The organism is Grimontia sp. NTOU-MAR1 (assembly GCF_035758505.1).
GTDB classification, from domain to species: Bacteria; Pseudomonadota; Gammaproteobacteria; order Enterobacterales; family Vibrionaceae; genus Enterovibrio; species Enterovibrio marinus.
This window is the reverse complement of sequence record NZ_CP142109.1, coordinates 70674-88250: the sequence shown is the minus strand read 5'-3', so window position 1 is coordinate 88250 and position 17577 is coordinate 70674. Positions and strand designations below refer to the sequence as shown.

At 47.2% G+C, this 17577-nt stretch carries 20 protein-coding genes and 1 pseudogene; 8 read left to right on the top strand and 13 right to left on the bottom strand.

The features are described from left to right. Window positions 1–29 precede the first annotated feature (29 nt). A complete protein-coding gene (locus tag VP504_RS18355; protein WP_062713853.1) occupies window positions 30–302 on the bottom strand; it encodes a hypothetical protein in 273 nt (90 codons plus the stop codon). Between the two features lie 160 nt (window positions 303–462). On the opposite strand from VP504_RS18355, the gene VP504_RS18350 reads away from it, so the two are divergent. After that, window positions 463–1854, top strand: coding sequence for a class II fumarate hydratase (locus VP504_RS18350; RefSeq protein ID WP_325894871.1), 1392 nt, complete (start codon window positions 463–465; stop codon window positions 1852–1854). A gap of 11 nt (window positions 1855–1865) precedes the next feature. Here VP504_RS18350 and VP504_RS18345 read toward each other — a convergent pair whose 3' ends face one another. Then, window positions 1866–3245: a GGDEF domain-containing protein gene (locus VP504_RS18345; protein WP_325894870.1), complete on the bottom strand. Its 1380-nt coding sequence runs from the start codon at window positions 3243–3245 to the stop codon at window positions 1866–1868. A 254-nt stretch (window positions 3246–3499) separates the two neighbouring features. Continuing rightward, the gene (gene msrB / locus VP504_RS18340; RefSeq protein ID WP_062713882.1) at window positions 3500–3946 is read right to left on the bottom strand and encodes a peptide-methionine (R)-S-oxide reductase MsrB; all 447 of its coding nucleotides are present in this window, start codon (window positions 3944–3946) and stop codon (window positions 3500–3502) included. Between the two features lie 140 nt (window positions 3947–4086). On the opposite strand from msrB, the gene VP504_RS18335 reads away from it, so the two are divergent. Together VP504_RS18335 and VP504_RS18330 are read left to right on the top strand one after the other, a co-directional pair. Then, window positions 4087–4731 (top strand): hypothetical protein, encoded by a 645-nt coding sequence (locus VP504_RS18335; protein ID WP_325894869.1) that lies wholly within the window; start codon window positions 4087–4089, stop codon window positions 4729–4731. Between the two features lie 92 nt (window positions 4732–4823). Then, complete coding sequence (locus tag VP504_RS18330; RefSeq protein WP_325894868.1) at window positions 4824–5495, top strand: HAD family hydrolase; 672 nt, start codon at window positions 4824–4826, stop codon at window positions 5493–5495. 18 nt (window positions 5496–5513) lie between these two features. Here VP504_RS18330 and VP504_RS18325 read toward each other — a convergent pair whose 3' ends face one another. The 9 genes and pseudogenes from VP504_RS18325 to VP504_RS18285 form a co-directional block, all read right to left on the bottom strand. Then, entirely contained in the window at window positions 5514–6398 is an 885-nt protein-coding gene (locus tag VP504_RS18325; RefSeq protein ID WP_325894867.1) for a lipase secretion chaperone, read from the bottom strand. 18 nt (window positions 6399–6416) lie between these two features. Continuing rightward, window positions 6417–6584, bottom strand: a pseudogene (locus VP504_RS18320) (lipase); the annotation flags it as partial. Window positions 6585–6823: 239 nt separating this feature from the next. Continuing rightward, complete coding sequence (locus VP504_RS18315) at window positions 6824–7846, bottom strand: succinylglutamate desuccinylase/aspartoacylase family protein (protein WP_442788939.1); 1023 nt, start codon at window positions 7844–7846, stop codon at window positions 6824–6826. A 28-nt stretch (window positions 7847–7874) separates the two neighbouring features. Continuing rightward, on the bottom strand, window positions 7875–8783 hold the full coding sequence (rimK, locus tag VP504_RS18310) for a 30S ribosomal protein S6--L-glutamate ligase (RefSeq protein ID WP_325894865.1): 909 nt from the start codon (window positions 8781–8783) through the stop codon (window positions 7875–7877). Window positions 8784–8787: 4 nt separating this feature from the next. After that, on the bottom strand, window positions 8788–9279 hold the full coding sequence (locus VP504_RS18305) for an ATP-dependent zinc protease family protein (protein ID WP_325894864.1): 492 nt from the start codon (window positions 9277–9279) through the stop codon (window positions 8788–8790). A gap of 455 nt (window positions 9280–9734) precedes the next feature. Continuing rightward, window positions 9735–10583 (bottom strand): hypothetical protein, encoded by an 849-nt coding sequence (locus VP504_RS18300; protein ID WP_325894863.1) that lies wholly within the window; start codon window positions 10581–10583, stop codon window positions 9735–9737. Window positions 10584–10684: 101 nt separating this feature from the next. Beyond that, window positions 10685–11173, bottom strand: a complete 489-nt coding sequence (locus VP504_RS18295; RefSeq protein ID WP_325894862.1) for a GNAT family N-acetyltransferase — start codon at window positions 11171–11173, stop codon at window positions 10685–10687. 28 nt (window positions 11174–11201) lie between these two features. Beyond that, entirely contained in the window at window positions 11202–11675 is a 474-nt protein-coding gene (locus VP504_RS18290) for a GNAT family N-acetyltransferase (RefSeq protein WP_325894861.1), read from the bottom strand. 324 nt (window positions 11676–11999) lie between these two features. After that, window positions 12000–12863, bottom strand: coding sequence for a DMT family transporter (locus VP504_RS18285; protein WP_325894860.1), 864 nt, complete (start codon window positions 12861–12863; stop codon window positions 12000–12002). Window positions 12864–12985: 122 nt separating this feature from the next. Between VP504_RS18285 and VP504_RS18280 the strand changes: the two genes are divergently transcribed. The 5 genes from VP504_RS18280 (at window position 12986) to VP504_RS18260 (ending at window position 16602) form a co-directional block, all read left to right on the top strand. Beyond that, window positions 12986–13468, top strand: coding sequence for a MarR family winged helix-turn-helix transcriptional regulator (locus tag VP504_RS18280; RefSeq protein WP_325895444.1), 483 nt, complete (start codon window positions 12986–12988; stop codon window positions 13466–13468). 628 nt (window positions 13469–14096) lie between these two features. After that, a complete protein-coding gene (locus VP504_RS18275; protein WP_325894859.1) occupies window positions 14097–14438 on the top strand; it encodes a DUF1428 domain-containing protein in 342 nt (113 codons plus the stop codon). Window positions 14439–14599: 161 nt separating this feature from the next. Further along, window positions 14600–15079, top strand: a complete 480-nt coding sequence (locus VP504_RS18270; RefSeq protein ID WP_325894858.1) for a cupin domain-containing protein — start codon at window positions 14600–14602, stop codon at window positions 15077–15079. A 136-nt stretch (window positions 15080–15215) separates the two neighbouring features. Beyond that, window positions 15216–15707: a GNAT family N-acetyltransferase gene (locus VP504_RS18265; RefSeq protein ID WP_325894857.1), complete on the top strand. Its 492-nt coding sequence runs from the start codon at window positions 15216–15218 to the stop codon at window positions 15705–15707. Between the two features lie 136 nt (window positions 15708–15843). After that, window positions 15844–16602 (top strand): SDR family oxidoreductase, encoded by a 759-nt coding sequence (locus VP504_RS18260; RefSeq protein WP_325894856.1) that lies wholly within the window; start codon window positions 15844–15846, stop codon window positions 16600–16602. A 197-nt stretch (window positions 16603–16799) separates the two neighbouring features. Here the strand turns inward: VP504_RS18260 and VP504_RS18255 are convergent, their stop codons facing one another. Beyond that, complete coding sequence (locus VP504_RS18255) at window positions 16800–17396, bottom strand: recombinase family protein (RefSeq protein ID WP_325894855.1); 597 nt, start codon at window positions 17394–17396, stop codon at window positions 16800–16802. Window positions 17397–17577: the final 181 nt, after the last annotated feature.

Below are 17577 nucleotides of genomic sequence, written 5' to 3'. Positions count from 1 at the left end.
TTTCGTGCGATGTGCTCTGCGAAAAGAAATTAGTCTTCCAGATCATCCTGCCAAGGCATTTCTGGCAACATATCCAGATGTTCCTCGTAGCGCTTGAGATTAAACTCGCCTTCACCTTTTGCGACATCATAAATCTCAACCATCAGTGCACAGGCAATGTACTCCAGCGCCTCTTCCTGAGTCGAACCCGTCATGCGAAGGCGCATCAGCGTTTCCTTCACTTTTTTTGGGTTGTTGTCTGTTAACTGGTTTTCAACGATCTCAATCAGGTTTTCACTGGTCAGTATATCGTCATCATTCATGGTTATACGCCTTGCATCGGAGTCGAAATTACGGCGTATGTTAAGCGAAATAATGTGTCTTTCACAGGAGTTTCCCTCGTCAGTAAGAATCAGTGAGACAGTAGATTTCCATTTAGCAGTCATACTGGAAGTGGGAGAGGCTGCCTGCAGGGATACCGCAATGAAGAAAAATGATACCCGCACAGAGCGGGATAGTATGGGTGTGGTGGAAGTGCCGCAACACGCACTTTATCAGGCTCAGACTCAACGTGCCGTAAACAATTTCTCCGTGAGTGGACGCACTATGCCTGTGCCATTCATCCGCGCGTTGGCGATGGTGAAGTACTGTGCGGCAAGCGTTAACAGTAGTCTGGGTTTACTCGATCCGCAGATCGCTCAAGCCATTACCGAAAGCTGTGACGAAGTGATCGCAGGCGATCATCTCCATCACTTCCCAGTCGATATTTATCAGACAGGCTCTGGCACCAGCTCCAACATGAATATGAATGAGGTAATTGCGACGTTGGCGGCTATAAAGTGCGGCGTTGCCGTTGGGGCGCACGATCATGTCAATATGAGCCAGAGTAGCAACGATTCCATTCCCTCCGCGATTCAGATCAGCTCTGTTGTAGAAATAGAAAGCCGGTTACTGCCTGCCATCACAGTGTTGTTAGAGGCTATCAATACCAAAGAAGAGGAGATTGGTCACATTGTGAAAACCGGGCGGACACACTTAATGGATGCGATGCCCGTGACATTTGGACAAGAACTGGAGGCTTGGCATCGTCAATTCGAAAGTTGCTACGAAGGCATTGTTTTTAGCCTGAAAGGGATGAAGAAATTGGCGCAGGGTGGGACAGCCGTAGGGACAGGGGTAAACGCCCATCCACAATTTGCCGCTTTGTTTGCCACAGAAGTGTCAGCACTCACAGGTGTGAGCTTTGAAGCCAACCCTCATCCTTTCAATGCGATGGGCAGTCTGGATGCTGTGGTCGCGCTTTCCGGTCAGCTTCGGAATCTCGCTGTTGCACTGATGAAAGTGAGTAATGACTTACGCTGGATGAACTCAGGTCCCTTGGCAGGGTTAGGGGAGATTGAGCTTGAAGGGTTGCAACCTGGCTCGTCAATTATGCCGGGGAAAGTGAACCCGGTAGTCCCAGAGTCAACCGCCATGGTAGCTGCACAGGTGATGGGTAATGATGCCACGCTTGGCCTTGCTGGACAGTCTGGTAATTTTGAGCTCAATGTCATGTTGCCGTTGGTGGCCGACAAATTGTTGGAGAGCATTAATTTGCTTTCAAACGGCTTGACTATGCTGGCGGTAAATGCGATTTCCAGCTTTAAAGTGCGAGAAAAGGTCGTCGAAGCAGCACTGGCGAAAAACCCGATTCTGGTCACCGCATTAAACCCCGTGATTGGTTATGCCAAAGCGGCGGAGATTGCGAAGAAAGCGTATGTGGAAAATCGCCCCATCATAGATGTTGCTGAGGAAGAAACCGATTTATCGCGGGCAAAGCTGGAAGCATTGATGAATCCAGCCCTGTTAACGTGTGGGGGTATTGCTGACCGCTAAGGAAGTATTTATTAGGAAATGATGGTGCGGTTTCTGCCGTCTTCTTTAGCTTGATAGAGTAGGCTGTCTGCCCGGCCGAGTAAGGCGTCTTTTGTCTCGGATGCCTTAAACACAGCAGCGCCGATACTGATGGTAACGCTGAGCTCAACCTCCTGATATCGCGATATGTGGGATTCGCAGCGTATCCGTAGGCGTTCTAGTGCTTTTAAGGCTTGTGCTTCATTCGCGCCGGGAAACAGAATGGCAAACTCCTCGCCACCAACCCGAGCCAATAAATCTGAATCCCTCATTTCTTCCTGCATCATCAAGGCGATATCCATCAATACTACATCACCAGCTGCATGGCCGTAGGTATCGTTGACCATCTTGAAATGGTCAACATCAATCATGGCCACCACCAGTTTCTTGCCTCCCTTGGATGCATGCTCAAATTGCTTGGTGAGCTCCGGGAAAAAGGCATAGCGGTTTGGCAATCCTGTCAGCTGGTCTGTTCGCGCTTTAGATTGCCATTTGTCCCTCGAGCGTGAAACCACATTCAAGCGTCGGACATGGAGCCCAATGGCGAGCGGGGTAATCACACTCATCAAAACATAGGTGAGGAGAGATGCGTGGCCCTCCACTTTGTTGGGTAAATTAAAGGGGCCTAAATTGTATGGAGCAATCATGGTTACAATGATACCCATACCAAATAAGGCGGCAAGAGAGGCAAGCTCCTCGCCTTTGAATGCAAGGATGACAGGGATAACAGGCGCGACGAAAATCAACCCCGGTGCACCGCCAACAAAGGCGAGAATAGTTAGCGTAAGGTAGAGGATAATGCTCAAAATGGCGTTGCGGGAGAATTGACGAAAGGGATCCTCTTCCAGTCTCCATAGTTGATAAAAAGGTGCGACCAGCAGAATGCCCAAGGCATACGTGGACGTGAGTTCATAGAGGTCGTAAAAGTACCCACCCTCTCCGGTATAGCCGCCATAAAGTGAGTCTGAAGCCGTCACCAAGGATAAAAGGAAGCCAGGCAGTATACAGATCTGTAACACATAGTGTTTGAGGGTTTCGAACCTTACCCCACTGTGACTAAAAAGGTTTTTCCAAACCTGTGCAGAGAGGTAGCAAGCAAGAGGCATGACTGCGCCGGTGATAAGAGCAGGAACAAGCGATGCGGTTGGGTCCCAGTTGTAAATTGCTAACCCGAAGGCCATTGTGGAAGCAAAGATGAGAGAAAAGAGGGTGCGAATGCCCCCGTAAAGGCAACCTATCATTCCGACACCAGAGGCAATGCTGACCTGAGCGATATTGGCGTTGTGAAGATTAAACGGCGTCGTCCCAGCAAAAGATGCCAGAAAGAAAATCAGTGTTACGACTGCTGACCACGCCGTGGAACCTCGTGCCATGAAGTGACTACTCCGGTGTCGAGTTGGCCCGCAATACCGCATTCGCCAATTGAATGGGCAGTGCAATAAATTCGACTAAGTATAGGAATTATTGGACTGTTGTTGTGTGATTTACAGAAAAACACTTTGATTCGTGAGGATTTTTTTGACTTGGAACTTCTATTGTCGTGGAAGTTATACATAGACTCCCAGTATGGTTGACATGTCAAAAGGGCGTCCAGGAGGGGCGCCCTGAATCGACTGTTGCTACTCTGTTACATCTTTTCTTTAGCTAGTGCCATGGCGTTTATACAGTAGCGGAGACGGGTAGGTAACGGACCATCGGGGAACACATGTCCAAGGTGTGCATCGCACACATTACAGGTTACTTCGACACGTGTCATTCCATGGGAAATATCCATGTTGTAAGCGACAACGTTTTCTTCCAGTGGTGCGGTAAAGGAAGGCCAGCCAGTGCCGGAGTCGAACTTTTCGTTTGCATTGAACAAGCGTTCGCCGCAGCAGACGCAAGCATAAACGCCAGGTTCAAACAGCCCACACATTTCCGAGCTGAAAGGGCGTTCGGTGCCGTGTTTACGGGTCACGTAAAACTGCTCTTGGCTTAGCTCGGCCTGCCACTCTACCTCCGATTTTTCAACCCGGCGGGGTGGAACAGGGTTGCCATTTTTGGCTGTGGTAATCAAAGAATCCCAGTTAAGCATACTCTTTACCTTAATCTTGGTTAATACAGTCACCAACATAGAGAAAGTCCGTGTTGATGGAGTCATTGACCGCAAGTTCAAGAAATTAATTTCATCTCACCGATTAGGCGGCGTTTTGGTGTGTGTACTAATGTTGAACCATGGCTTTAGAACAACGCACTTTAACGCTGCTATCACCGATGCTGGCTTGTACCATGCGGCTTCGAGGCATGGCATGGCTGGTGTTGCCGCTATTTCTGCTCTCTGGTTGCGCGTCCGATAACACTAGGTCAGATACGTGGATAGATTTTTCTCAGATCAAAGATGATGAGGTCATGGTGTTGGGGAAAATATCTATTATCCCCACCGTGATTGGGCAGGATCTTAAGCAAGAGACTGATACTTTTGAGCCTTTCGCCGATGAGCGAGCTCTTTTGTGGCTTTCTGCGGAAGCGGGAGAAACAGGCGAGCGTTTAGGTCTGCTGGCAGACTGGGATGATGCCTTCTATTTTGCTGTGCCGCGTCAAACTATGCGCTTGTTAGGTTTAGAGCGTGCCTTTGAAGAAGATGACGAGCTTGTTTACATTCCTTTGCTGCTACCGGAAATAATGAAGTTTCTGATACGTGCGGATGACAAAGCCATCTACATTGGCAATCTGAGACTTTATATCGATGAGTTTGACCAGATTGTCGCCCTGGAAGTGGTGGATGAATACGAAGCAGCCCAAAAAGCCTTCCAACGAAGGTTTGGTACCACAATTCGGCCCCGAGTTTCCCTATTGGCGCCGGAGTTTTACTTTCATTAGGGTCAACAGACCTTAGTACTTACTTCCCCTGTTTTAGGTTGTTTGGGTATAGTAGTTCAGGTGATATCAGTCAGAATTTCAGGGAGATAACTATGGCTTCACATCTTGCGGTGTTCGATTTGGATGAAACCTTGGTAGAAGGCGATTCAATGTCTCGATGGCACCAATACCTTATCGACTTGGGCATGGTGTCTGATCCTGATTTTCTGCAAAAAGACCAAGAGTATATGGATGCCTATTGTGTCGGTACTTTGGCATTGGATGATTATCTAAAGTACAGCCTTTCCCCCCTCCTGCTATCTTCTAAAGCCGATGTGGACGCGCTTGCAAAACGCTTTGTACAGGAAAGAATGCTCGAATATATTTTCCCCGAAGCCAAGGAGAGGTTTGAGGAGCTTCGCGCTGAAGGGACAACCATCATCATTATTTCTGCATCGTTGGCTTTTCTGGTTCGTCCCATTGCAAAGGAGATGGGTGTTGAAGTGTCAATGGGCTTGGATTTGTTAGTCGAGGAAGGGCGTTACCGGCCAATCACCGAGGGCATTCCTTCCTTCAGGGAAGGCAAGGTTCACCGATTGACTCAATGGATTGCGACCCTTGACAATGACTTTGACCATGTCAGTTTCTATTCTGACTCGATCAATGACTTACCTATGTGCCTGTTTGCCGATGAAGTTTACGTGGTAAATCCTTGTAGTCAGCTATTCAAAAAAGCCGGTGAGTATCAGTGGCCTGTATTGAAGTGGGGTTCGCAGGCCAGATAATGACTTGAGGCAAGCCCATTAAATCGCATTGGCACCCGGTGATTCGTCGTCGTGGATGCGCTCGAGAGCTTCGGCGCGGCGGCGTTCTGCGTTGGTAAAGTAAGACTCTCTCAACGCACCTAACGCTTCCTGACGTTCGGTATCTGACAGGTGGCTTTCTTGTATCAGGTTTTGCCTTTCGGCCAGGTACTTTTGAAACTGGTTATCGAATTTGGCTTCTTCCTGTTCAAATGCTTGCAGACGTGATGTCGCTTCCTCTCCAACCAACTCATTAAGCCGTTGGTATTTATCACTTTCTTCCAGAGATGAAAGTGTATTGATTTCACCCAGTAACGCCGCGTTTTGATAACTCTCTTTCATGTCAGGTGGCAACAGATCCAATTCTGCCTGCCATTGGGTATTCATTGCATTTCTGTCAAAACCCAATGCTTCCAACTGCATGCGTTTAATGGTCATTTCACGGGCAAGGTTTTCCACATAGAAAAAGCGTTTTCGCTCTGAATCGGAGAAGTGTTCTGATTGCAGTTTTTGCATTTTTTCGTTGATAAAGTTGAGATAGTCTAGCCCAGCCATGCCGTGTGGTAGTGATACATGAGTCAGAGATTGACGATAAGCCTGATATTGCTCAAACAGGACTTTTTGCTTTTCGCCGAAGCTCAGGGTGTTAGCGAAGTTTTCATAGTCTTGGGTGACTTGGGCGAAATCGTGCTCGCCCAGTGTGGAAAGAAAGTACTCAAACGTGTCGCGGTCAGACGATAGATCAACTTCCGTCCCTTCATGAGAGGGGGCTTGGCGATTAGCGGTTTCTTCACTGTTGCCCGGATAAAAATAGAACATAGCCAAAAACAGCAAACCCACAATGATAACGATAGCGATGTTATAAGTCGTGAACCGGATACTCACAATGACTCCCCTTATCTATTACAACCCTTGCCGCTTTAAGCGGTTGGCATGTTGGCGATAGACAGTAACGGGATCAGTTTCAAACTAACTGTGAAGGCCAAACAACTGATTCACCTCGTCTAAATGGTTCATGCGGTAGTTGCTGCGAATGACTATGCCAAGGTGAGTCGCGCAGCGGCCGACTAAATGCACCGCGAACGACATCAGCAAATTCCGACCCTTTGTTTACGCCACCTACGCTGGTAACAGAGGCAACATGCTAATAATGTGTTTAGTTTCTCATTTGGGGGGTGTAATGAATGGCATTCGTTTCATCAGTAATGGGTAGGGGTACTGATTTAGTAATAAAAATCTGATTCTAACTTTTTGATAAAATTATAAGAAAGGAGCGACTAGCGCTCCTTTCTTACAGGGAGTTAACGGGCTTATTGCACGCCAATCCCCCATTTGATTTCGTTACTTGAGTCGTCCACCACCTCATCAAGGTAGTTTTCAACTTGCTGCTCAACCAGTTTGTCCGGCTCTTCGAAGTAAGCGATGTGATAGATCGCATCTCCTTCGTTCACCAGCGGCAGCGTTTGTTGGCCGATGATAATACCGCCGGCTGGCGCGTAGATTTGGATCTCTTCGCTACCGGTTGGAGCACTGATTGAAGCCAGAGACTGGCCTTTGCTAACACGTTGACCAAGTTGAACGTGAGAACGCAGGATGCCGTCAGCTTCTGCACGAACCCAACGGGTTGCTCGGGCAATGACCGGCTCAACCTGGGTTTTACGTTTGCTGCTCCTGCGGATCATGCCAAGGTGCTGCATGACACGCTTAACGCCTTTCACGCCCGCAGTGATCGCATATGGCTCAAACCGCAGCGCTTCACCCGCTTCATAAGTCAGTACTGGAATCCCAATCTTTTCAGCTTCAGAACGCAGAGAGCCTTCGCGAAGGGCAGCATCGATAACCACTGGGGTACCGAAAGCCAGCGCCATGTCGTAGGTTTCTTCGTTCGACAGATTCGCACGGATCTGAGGTAAGTTAGTGCGGTAGATAGCTGCTGTGTGCAGATCAAGAATATGGGTACAGCGACGAACGATTTGTTCGAAAATCTGATACGCCATACGACCTGCAATCGAGCCTCGCTCAGAGCCAGGGAAGCAGCGGTTCAGGTCACGACGGTCTGGAAGGTAACGTGATTTATGAATGAAGCCGAACACGTTAACCACAGGGATCGCGATCACCGTGCCCTTCAGGGTGGCAGGGTTCAAACGATCCAGGATTTGGCGGACGACTTCAACGCCATTTAGCTCATCACCATGGATGGCCGCGTTTATCATCAAAACAGGGCCGGGCTTCTTACCATGAATAACTTCCGCTGTCACAGACAGTGGAGAGTGTGTGTAAAGCTTAGCAACTTCAAACTCAACACTTGCGCGTTGACCAGGCGGGATGGTCATCCCGCCGATTTCGAATGCATTATTTTTGTTATTTGCTTTTGGCACGTGTCCTTGTCCTCGGAGAAGAGACTATTTTCTCTATATGTTCAATGATCAGGCCTGCCACGTCTTTACCTGTAGCAGTCTCGATCCCTTCAAGACCCGGTGAAGAGTTCACCTCCATCACCAATGGTCCGCGCTCAGAGCGCAGCAAATCAACGCCTGCTACATGAAGACCCATTGCCTTCGCAGCAGCAACCGCCGTCTTACGTTCATCAGGAGTAATACGTACCAGTGACGCGCTGCCACCACGGTGAAGGTTCGAGCGGAACTCGCCTGGCAAAGCCTGACGTTTCATCGCTGCGATCACTTTGTCGCCGATAACGAAACAGCGAATATCTGCGCCGCCCGCTTCTTTGATGTATTCCTGAACCATGATGTTGGCTTTCAGGCCCATAAAGGCTTCGATAACACTCTCTGCCGCTTTACGGGTTTCTGCCAGTACTACACCGATACCCTGAGTACCTTCCAGCAGTTTGATCACCACAGGGGTGCCACCAACCATGCCCAGAAGGTCTTTAATATCGCCCGGTTTGCTCGCGAAACCTGTGATTGGCATACCAATATTTTTACGAGACAGCAGTTGCAGTGAACGAAGTTTGTCACGTGAGCGTGAAATCGCCACGGAATCGTTCAACGTGTAAACACCCATCATCTCGAACTGACGCAGAACCGCGCAGCCGTAGAAAGTCACCGACGCACCGATACGAGGAATAACCGCATCGAAGCCAATCAGATCTTCACCCTTAAGGTGAATAGAAGGCTGGGTCGAGTTGATGTTCATGTAACAACGCAGCGCATCAATAATTTTGTATTCGTGGCCGCGTTGCTCACACGCCTCGATCAGGCGGCGAGTGGAATAGAGGTTTTCGTTTCTAGATAGAATTCCAATTTTCATATTTTTAACCTTGTGGCGCCTGAACGAGGAAAGATTTAACCGGGTCGACAATCAGTCGGTTTTCCATCGCCGTGCGACCCAGCAGCATTCTAAACACCATGTTGTCACGAGCAGTCAGTGTCATCTCAATCGGGTATGACAGATTGCCAACAAGCAGGGTAGTTTCAATTACGTATCGCAGCGTTTCGTGACCACCAGAGTCACGTACAGAACGCATGTCTTTAACTTTTGCGTGACACTCTTTCTCGGTCGCGCTGTCGTCTTGAATTGGGTGGATCATAAACTTCACCCACTTCTCGTTGTCTTTTTCATATTCTTCGATACCGAAAGTGTGCAGGCACGAAGTACGTGCACCAGTGTCTACTTTCGCTTTAATCGCAGAGATACCTAGATCTGGTAAGGCAACCCATTCACGCCAGCCAACAAGCAATCGGTCATTAGAAATAGCTTGGTTATCGCCCTCGACTGCTGGTCGAGCGGTGTTTTTGTCAGTCATTGCTGTCAATGCCCCAGGTAGTGATTTTCGTACGAATGGAGTGAGCGCATCAGTCGTTGACACTAACTCAAGTAAACGATAGTTGCTCTGCGGGAACGTGCCGCTCACATTTGTAAGAACTGATTGAATAATCAAGACTATCGTCATCGTTGAAGGCCCGGATAGGGAGACTGTTCAACGTACTGGACTCCAGCGGCGCACTTTAATCATCCACTTGCTAAGCACCGCGTCAAAGAGCGCGAAAGTTACAGCTTTGCGAAGCAAGCGACAAGTCAATTTGTCGTTCGTGACGATAAAAGATATTGATGAATGATGTGCGTCAATTTCATGAAATATCATGTGGTTGCCTTATTGGTTTATTGCCCGCTTTGTTGGAGTTTTGTGTCCTGAGAGTAAGATCTGCGCGTAGGAGCCTATGTTGCATCACACCCTCCGTTTCTCAAATTAGAAGTGCGTTAAACTCGCAACGTCTCTCCATTACTTATTCGCTTAAACCATTGATACATTGGTACTACTCCTGCGTTGTCGACGTTTGGAGCACTACGGTGTGCAAGAATGTCTTTTTTGTTGATTGTTCTCCATTCGACACTGAAGCGGATTTTGTTCGTCCGGTTAATTCGGCTGGCGTGGAGATGCGCCGATGAGAAACAAAGTATCTCTCCGGGCTGAATCACAGGACAGAATCGCATACTTTCGTCCACCATTTCGGTAGCTTGAGGGGAGCTGGGATAAGGGACTTTTATGTTTGTAGGGTTGGCTTTTCTTGCCTGTAAGAAGGCAGAAAATGACCAGGTGTCTGTGGTATTGGCAACGGGCTTATCCCAGTACTCTGGATAAAAAGCGATTCCCCTTGCTGTCTCGAGTTGGAAAACCGGCAACCACCAGTTTTGCTGACAATAGATGTTTGCGCCCCATGTGTCTCGGTGGTGACGGAGACTGGCGTTGTTACCTTTATCGAACGATTCAAGACAAGGCACAATACGAAGCACTCGCTGGTCAATGTAGTTATCATCCAAGTTGACGCCACAAGCTTGCAATAAAGCGCTAATGCTGTCTTTAACAGCCTGACTCTGTTTAAACGCTTCCTGCGCAGCGTTAGCGCGTTCGAGGTATTGCTCAGGAGTTAGGGTGAGATATGCCAACTCAGGGTCAGAGACGGCAAAATGATGGTTAATGATATCGCGGGCTTGACTAAGTAGGGGGGAGATAGCTTCTTGTTTCTGGAAAAGTAGTAACTCTCCCTGAAACAATCTTTCGCTCCGTTGGGTTTCGTCGAGCGTACCCAAGAGGAGAGACATATCCATAAAGAAAACTCACCTAATTGATGTATTGTCCACTCAGGTTAGATGAGTTTGATGTTTTTCAGTAGGTGGATATCGTCAACTGGCAAGCAGATCGCGACAGATTAGCTAAAGGCGTACCTGAGTTCCGGATACTCGTCCTCGCGCTGCCATTCACAAAGCACATCGACCAAGCCTTCTTCATTGTTATGTTGACCAACCTGCTTTTCTTCAAAACCGTGCTTCTTCCAGAACCGACGGGCCGGGGCATTCATTTCAAAGGTATACAGTTGAAGGTTCTGGCTGGTGGTCTCTTTTGCTAAGTCCACAAGGACACTGCCAATCCCCTGATTCTGGTAATCACAATCAACATAAAGCTGGGTAATGAAATTCTGGTCAAAGGCAATCATGCCCAGTACGCGCTCGGAGCGTTTTTCTAAGGCGAGATAAACACGGTTACTCGCAGTAAGGATGCGGTTGAGATAATAGCGGTGTGCTTCAAGATCATGAGCCTCGGGAATTCCCAAGGCTCTCTCTTTGCTGGAACGCCACATAGAAATAGTTTGTTCTGTGTAGCGTGGGTGGTAATCAATAAGTTCTATTCTTTTGTCCATAAACCCTGAATCTACGTTGTCCTTAACGTTAGGCAGGACTGAACTGTTGCAGTGTTCGGGTATAGAAGACGCTGTTTGGATCTTCAATATACTCTCCGAAAGGCGAGCAAGCTTCGAAGCCGAAACGCTCGTAAAGACGATGCGCTGGCTGAAATTCTGGTTCAGTACCTGTCTCTAAACTTAGACGCGTATACTGACGCCTACGTGATTCTTGGAGAATATGTGCGAGCAAGTTCGCAGCGACACCTTTTCTCAGGTGATTTTGTGATGTGCGCATGGATTTGATTTCACCGTGCGACGGGCCGATTTTCTTCAGCGCACCACAACCAGCAAGTTCGTCTTCAATCCACACGCTCCACAGCGTGACATCTGGTGATTTCAGCGCGCTGAGGTCGAGCGCGTGAACGCTTTCCGGTGGGCTGATTTCGTGCATGTTATTGAGGTGTTCCTGGAGGAGTCCATTGATTTCCGAGCCGCTCAGATCGTCGATACGAATTTCCATGATGTCTTCCTCCATTCCTTCGAGTGAAAGAACATTTAGCATTGGCTTTAGGTGCTGTTCAAGTTGTGCTAAATAGCGAAAAGGTGTGATTTTTAAGGAGGTATTTGGTATTTAAGTCTGAATCGGTATGTGAATTGTATTGATTATTTTAAATTATATATTTTTTTTGGTGTTTTCATCCAAAGAATTAACCAGGAGATATGCATCTCCTTGAGAGTAAATATTAGATTTGCTTCAACTTTTTCTGCATGTCTGCCGGAGTTTTGTCTTAAAAATAAGTGAAAACAACAAAGCCCCTTTTCTCTAGGGGCTTTGATAACTTGATTACAGGGAGGGCTTTAACGTTAGTGTTCGTTGCGCCCTTTGTTTGCTGTAAATCATCAGCATCAGGCTCATCATGACCATGGCAATACCAAGCCATTGGTATGACCCCAATACCTCACCCACTAAAAAGATCCCCAGTGTGACGGCAGCCACGGGATTAAGCATGCTGATCATTGCCATACTGTCTGCGCCAATTTTCTTAATAGAACGCGAGAAAGCCCAGTAAGCGAACGAACTGTTAAGCAGGCTAACCCAAACCAGACCTGGCAGTTCGTGGGTGGTAATGGGCTTTGGAGCTCCTTCCACAATGAATGCCAAAGGTATCAATAACAAACCGCCTAACGTTAATTGCCAGGCAGTCAGGCGGAAAATATCTGTAACAGGCCAGTCTTTCAGCCACAGAGATGCTCTGGCGACCAATGCCGTTGCTGTCAGTGCTGCCGCTGCGCCAATTGGGTCGATTTCAGCACTCGGGTTTAGGATCATCACAATACCTGCAAAACCTAGCATTGCGAGAACAAGCATCTTTAGCTGAGGGCGTTTTCCTTCCACTAGCCATTGCATCAACATCAGTTGAAGCGGCAGTGTTGCCCCCAAGGTTCCTGCGACAGAGCCGGGGAGGCGGTAAGCGGCGATAAACAGCAGTGGGAAGAAAGCGGCGATATTGAATACGCTGAGCAAAGTCATTTTTGACCAAGCGAGCGGCGGGCGGCCCGGTTTCAACAAAAGAAGCAATAAACCTGCAGGCAAAGCACGCCATACTGCCACCCAGAAAGGGGAGAGGTCATGCAAGAAAAGGCTGACGGCTGAGTATGTGCTTCCCCACAAAATGGGAACAAGTGCAGCTAACAGGTAGTTTGCCACGTGTGTCTCCAGTCAAAGTTTTTTCAAAAAGTATCTTTTATAAAAGACAAATTATTCACTTTACCTCTTTTGATCAAGTATCTTTTGAAAAAGAGAAATGGACTGCTGAAGTGAAAGACGCAATGAAAGACGATCATGTCGATACCATTATCGCCCAGTGGGCGGTACAAAGACCGGAATTAGACTGCTCGCCGATGGGGGTGATTGGTCGCCTCGGGAGGGCGAAACAAATCATTACCCCGAAGTTGGATGAAGTATTTAAGCAAAACGGACTCAGTAATATCGAGTTCGACATTCTGGCTTCCCTGCGCCGCGCGGGGAAACCTGTTACACCGACAGATCTTTATCAAACCTTGATGCTCTCTTCCGGCGCGATGAGCACACGGGTAGATGGCTTAGTAAAACAGGGTTTGGTGATTAGACAAGCAAGCGAAACCGACAGAAGAAGTTGTTTAGTCACCTTGACGGAAGAAGGTAAATCTCTGATCGACAAAGCCATCGAGCAGCATGTTGAGAATGAACGCCAGATCCTTACCGTGCTGTCCGAAGAAGAACAGGTACAATTAGCGGGTCTGCTGAGAAAATGGCTGGCAGCCAACGAATAGCTATTTAGACTGAAGCTGAGGCAATCAAGTGAGTACTTTACACCTCTTGCGGTTACCTAACTTTAAAGTTTCAAAGCCTAAAATCTACGTCTCCAAAGAAAATAATTTTTCCTTCCAATATCAAATACAAATAAGAAACTTTTTGCATGTCTCACTTATGAGTCGATGACTGGCAAGTTCAGAAGGTTATTATTTCTAAAGCAAAGACGAAAAAGGTAAATGCATAAAACGATTGGTGATGTGCTTACCTTTATACCCAAACAACCTGAAGATGCTCGCATTCAGGGGTCATCAATGCGTTCAATTCGAGGCAAATTTCACGAGGAATAGTTTCGTTCTATTTCCGCGGAATTTAACGATGCAGTGGGCGTATTGAGGGCCTCCCTTCGGGCGAGTTGACTGACGTCGTGCTCTTTGTTGTTCCTTTTTGATGGAGGTGACTACACCTACAAAGGAACGCCCGATCACAACGCCAGTCAAACTCGCTGAATCCTGCATCTTCAGGTTATTTGGGTATAGTCAAATAAATTCAATAAGATAAAACTAAATAGGAAGTCAGTGGCTTGATCATAAAGCCGTTTTCAGGGGTGCTATTGGAGTGGAACTGAATCGGCGGAGGTTGTAGATCATGCTATATGTTGATGGATTGGTGACGGCCTTACCTGTCGCAAACAAAGAAGCCTACAAGCGTCTGGTTCAGGACGCCGTACCCTTGATGCGCACCTATGGGGCAATCAATGTGGTTCACTGTAATGAACAGGAATCTTCGCGGAAACTTGCCGTATCCGATGTTGAAGATAGTCCATCTGTTGTCCTTTTCTCTTGGATTATCTGGCCTTCGAGAGAGGCTAGAGATGCAGGAATGGAGCGGATGCTGTCTGACCCGCGCATCGATGATGTAATGAATCCGGTCTCTCTACAAGGTGAGAGGTTGGAATTGGATGACACACTGTTTCCCCGCTTTCACTAAACGAACAAAATTAGGCTTAAATTAGAGAAACCGCTGTGAAGTCAGCGGTTTTCTTTTTGTTCTTTGCGAGACAGTGATCTCATTTCTATTTCATCACTATTTTCTCACATTGATTCTCTCCTTAAACGCTGTGCCTTGTTGGAGAAAAAAGGGGAGAAGCAATGAGCCTATACATCGTTAAAAAACACGATATCGAATCTATGGAAGGGGTAACCAAAACCCATTTCCTGAACCCAAAAGCGGTGCGAACCGGAAAAGCACTTGGCGATGCAGTTGGCCTGACTGGACTGGGTTTTCATGCAGTCGAGATTGAGCTAGGGTTCGAATCGACCGAATATCATGTCCATTACTTTGAAGATGAGTGTGTCTACATTCTTTCCGGCACGGCAGCTGTCACTATTGATGATGAAGACTTCGAAGTGGGCGAGGGAGATTTCATTGGCTATCCTGCTGGCGGACTGCCACACATTATGACTAACACAGGTAACGAAACCCTTCGCTGCATTATGGTTGGTCAGCGTCTCGACCATGATGAAGCGGATTACCCCAAGCAGAATAAAGGCATCTTCAGAAACAAGAACCGTCCTTGGCAGGTCGTAGATATCGACAACATAGATTTTCCAAATGCAGGGAAGAAGTAAGCCGTGATGAAGAAACAGGGGTAGATGAAGCAACGAAATGTTGTACGACGGTTAGAAGTTGATGTAAATGTAGATTAAGGACGTTGTTGATGAACTTTAACGCCTAATCCAGTGTTCAAAAGGAGGTCATGCTGATATGCAAGTATCACTTAAAGCCATGAGTGAAGGGTCATTTACCGAGTATCTAAGTTCCGCTATTTCTGACTATGCATTGGCAAACATCAAGTCCGGTCGTTGGAGCGAATCAGAGGCAATGGAAAAGTCTAAAGAAGCGCATTCCCTTCTGTTGCCAGATGGCCTGGAAACTGAAAATCATCACTTGTTCGACATATTCGAAAACGAAAACGGGGAGTGCGTTGGACATCTTTGGATTGAATTAAGAGGCGAAAACCATTCGAAGTCAGCCTTTGTATATAGCATTGGTATCAATGAACGTTTTAGGCGAAAAGGGTATGCAAAATCAGCACTGTACTGCCTTGAAGAAACCGCTCTGGAACTGGGAGCAAAGTGTGTAGATCTTCACGTCTTTGGTTTCAATTCGGCTGCACAAGCCTTGTACGAACATGCTGGTTATCACGTGGTAAGTCAAAACATGAGAAAAACAATCGGTATACAGCACGAACAATGAATAGCGATGACTCGTTAGAAGAGTCACGATCTTCGAAGGTTTGTGCGTTGCGAACATTGACTGACCCAAGCTACGCAGAAACACTCTAACCGCCTGTCTAAGATATGGTAGGCCCACCACAGAGAAGAAATACACCGTGACGAACAAACAGGAAATCGCGCTGGTGACAGGCGCAAGCCGCGGCATTGGAGCCGCAACTGCAAAATTGCTGGCTGAGCAGGGTTATACCGTGTGTGTGAATTATCAATCCCACGCTGATGCCGCAGACGAGGTGGTCAAAGAGATTGAAGAAAACGGCGGCAGCGCCTTTGCAGTAAAAGCAGACATTTCGACGGAAGAGGGCGTTGCCATACTCTTTGCCGCGATTGATACCAAGGTGCTGCCACTAACTAGATTGGTCAATAACGCAGGTATCCTTTTCACCCAAATCAAGCTGGTGGATTTAACTGCAGAGCGCATTAATAAGGTATTGATGGCCAACGTCACCGGCAGTTTTCTTTGCGCCCGCGAAGCGGTAAAACGCATGAGCACCGAACGCGGCGGAAAGGGCGGAGCGATTGTGAATGTTTCTTCTGGTGCATCGCGTTCTGGCTCACCAGGCGAATATGTCGATTACGCCGCCAGCAAAGGTGCGGTAGATACCTTAACCATTGGACTTGCCAAAGAAGTTGCCGCGGAAGGTATTCGCGTAAACGGCATCAGACCGGGTTTTATTCACACCGATATTCATGCCGATGGCGGAGAGCCAGACCGCGTCGCGAGACTTTCGCCGCGCATCCCTATGCAACGTGGCGGGGAACCTGAAGAAGTCGCGAGAGCAATATGCTTTTTACTTTCAGAGGATGCATCTTACACAACGGGCAGTATTTTGGACGCCACGGGTGGAGTGGTTTGATGTTGAATTGTCTTTTGTTAGAAATATCCAAATCATCAATTTCATACATCCATATACCTAGCCATCTAATATGCAACGATTCATTTACTGAGATGGGTTAAACCTATTCTTAAGTCACGTTTTTATTTGCAGTGAGTGTCTTTTGTTGCTTACTGTCAACTTACTAACATTTAAGTGCTTAATTGCTGTTTAAGCATTCATGATTTTTGTGGGATGAAATCTCTTTTTAGCCGAGATATAGTACTCCGGCTAACCCCTAGGAGACGCCCAATAGCGGCTGCGCTTTTCCCTTCTTTTAATAAACAAATGGCTTCATATTTCTTGTTTTCGCTCAGTTTTGAGGGACGGCCAACGGCCAATGTTATCGAACGGTCTTTTGGTGACACCGTATCATTCTGCTTCATAAGTGAGATTTCTAGATCGAAATTTATTACCCCTCTAATTACTTCCAACAACGGCGTTTTGCACTCTGGTGTGGTATCACACCAAGGCTCTTTCAATGATCGAAAATAGGCACCTTTAGATTCGAGCCTACTTAGCAAATTCAGAATATCAGCCTTGGACTCCGCAATTGCAATCAGAGAGGTTGCCACGACCGTATCACCTTTATTCAGTTGCTCGATAAAGTCATCAACATCTTGTTTAAACTTGGTTTTATCATCACAATTTGTTCTCCAGATTTTATCGCAGCCCTGCCTTTCCAGCTTCGCAAGCTGCAGCTCTGTCTGATACCACTTCGATGAAACTCTCGCGTATCCAATCTTCAAATTTTTCTCCTCATACTGGTTAATCACCCGTTGTCTTCTCAACAGTGGATTGCGAGTCAATCATGTTACTTCACGTTAAAAACCCGACCAATCATAAGATATCACATGTGGACATTTATTAAAGTTGATTGTATACAATTTATGAACGCAGTTTTGCACGGGTTTCAACTCTGTAGGATTGCACTCATTTGAGAGTATCGGCACTAGC

Bases quoted from the DNA above. Each gene is read 5' to 3' on its own strand.
- VP504_RS18355 (WP_062713853.1), bottom strand. From the start codon at position 302: ATGAATGATGACGATATACTGACCAGTGAAAACCTGATTGAGATCGTT.
- VP504_RS18345 (WP_325894870.1), bottom strand. From the start codon at position 3,245: ATGGCACGAGGTTCCACGGCGTGGTCAGCAGTCGTAACACTGATTTTC.
- VP504_RS18270 (WP_325894858.1), top strand. From the start codon at position 14,600: ATGAGCCTATACATCGTTAAAAAACACGATATCGAATCTATGGAAGGG.
- VP504_RS18305 (WP_325894864.1), bottom strand. From the start codon at position 9,279: ATGACTGACAAAAACACCGCTCGACCAGCAGTCGAGGGCGATAACCAA.
- VP504_RS18315 (WP_442788939.1), bottom strand. From the start codon at position 7,846: ATGACCATCCCGCCTGGTCAACGCGCAAGTGTTGAGTTTGAAGTTGCT.
- VP504_RS18330 (WP_325894868.1), top strand. From the start codon at position 4,824: ATGGCTTCACATCTTGCGGTGTTCGATTTGGATGAAACCTTGGTAGAA.
- VP504_RS18280 (WP_325895444.1), top strand. From the start codon at position 12,986: ATGAAAGACGATCATGTCGATACCATTATCGCCCAGTGGGCGGTACAA.
- VP504_RS18335 (WP_325894869.1), top strand. From the start codon at position 4,087: ATGGCTTTAGAACAACGCACTTTAACGCTGCTATCACCGATGCTGGCT.
- msrB (WP_062713882.1), bottom strand. From the start codon at position 3,946: ATGCTTAACTGGGATTCTTTGATTACCACAGCCAAAAATGGCAACCCT.
- VP504_RS18290 (WP_325894861.1), bottom strand. From the start codon at position 11,675: ATGGAAATTCGTATCGACGATCTGAGCGGCTCGGAAATCAATGGACTC.
- VP504_RS18300 (WP_325894863.1), bottom strand. From the start codon at position 10,583: ATGGATATGTCTCTCCTCTTGGGTACGCTCGACGAAACCCAACGGAGC.
- VP504_RS18275 (WP_325894859.1), top strand. From the start codon at position 14,097: ATGCTATATGTTGATGGATTGGTGACGGCCTTACCTGTCGCAAACAAA.
- VP504_RS18265 (WP_325894857.1), top strand. From the start codon at position 15,216: ATGCAAGTATCACTTAAAGCCATGAGTGAAGGGTCATTTACCGAGTAT.
- rimK (WP_325894865.1), bottom strand. From the start codon at position 8,783: ATGAAAATTGGAATTCTATCTAGAAACGAAAACCTCTATTCCACTCGC.
- VP504_RS18295 (WP_325894862.1), bottom strand. From the start codon at position 11,173: ATGGACAAAAGAATAGAACTTATTGATTACCACCCACGCTACACAGAA.
- VP504_RS18350 (WP_325894871.1), top strand. From the start codon at position 463: ATGAAGAAAAATGATACCCGCACAGAGCGGGATAGTATGGGTGTGGTG.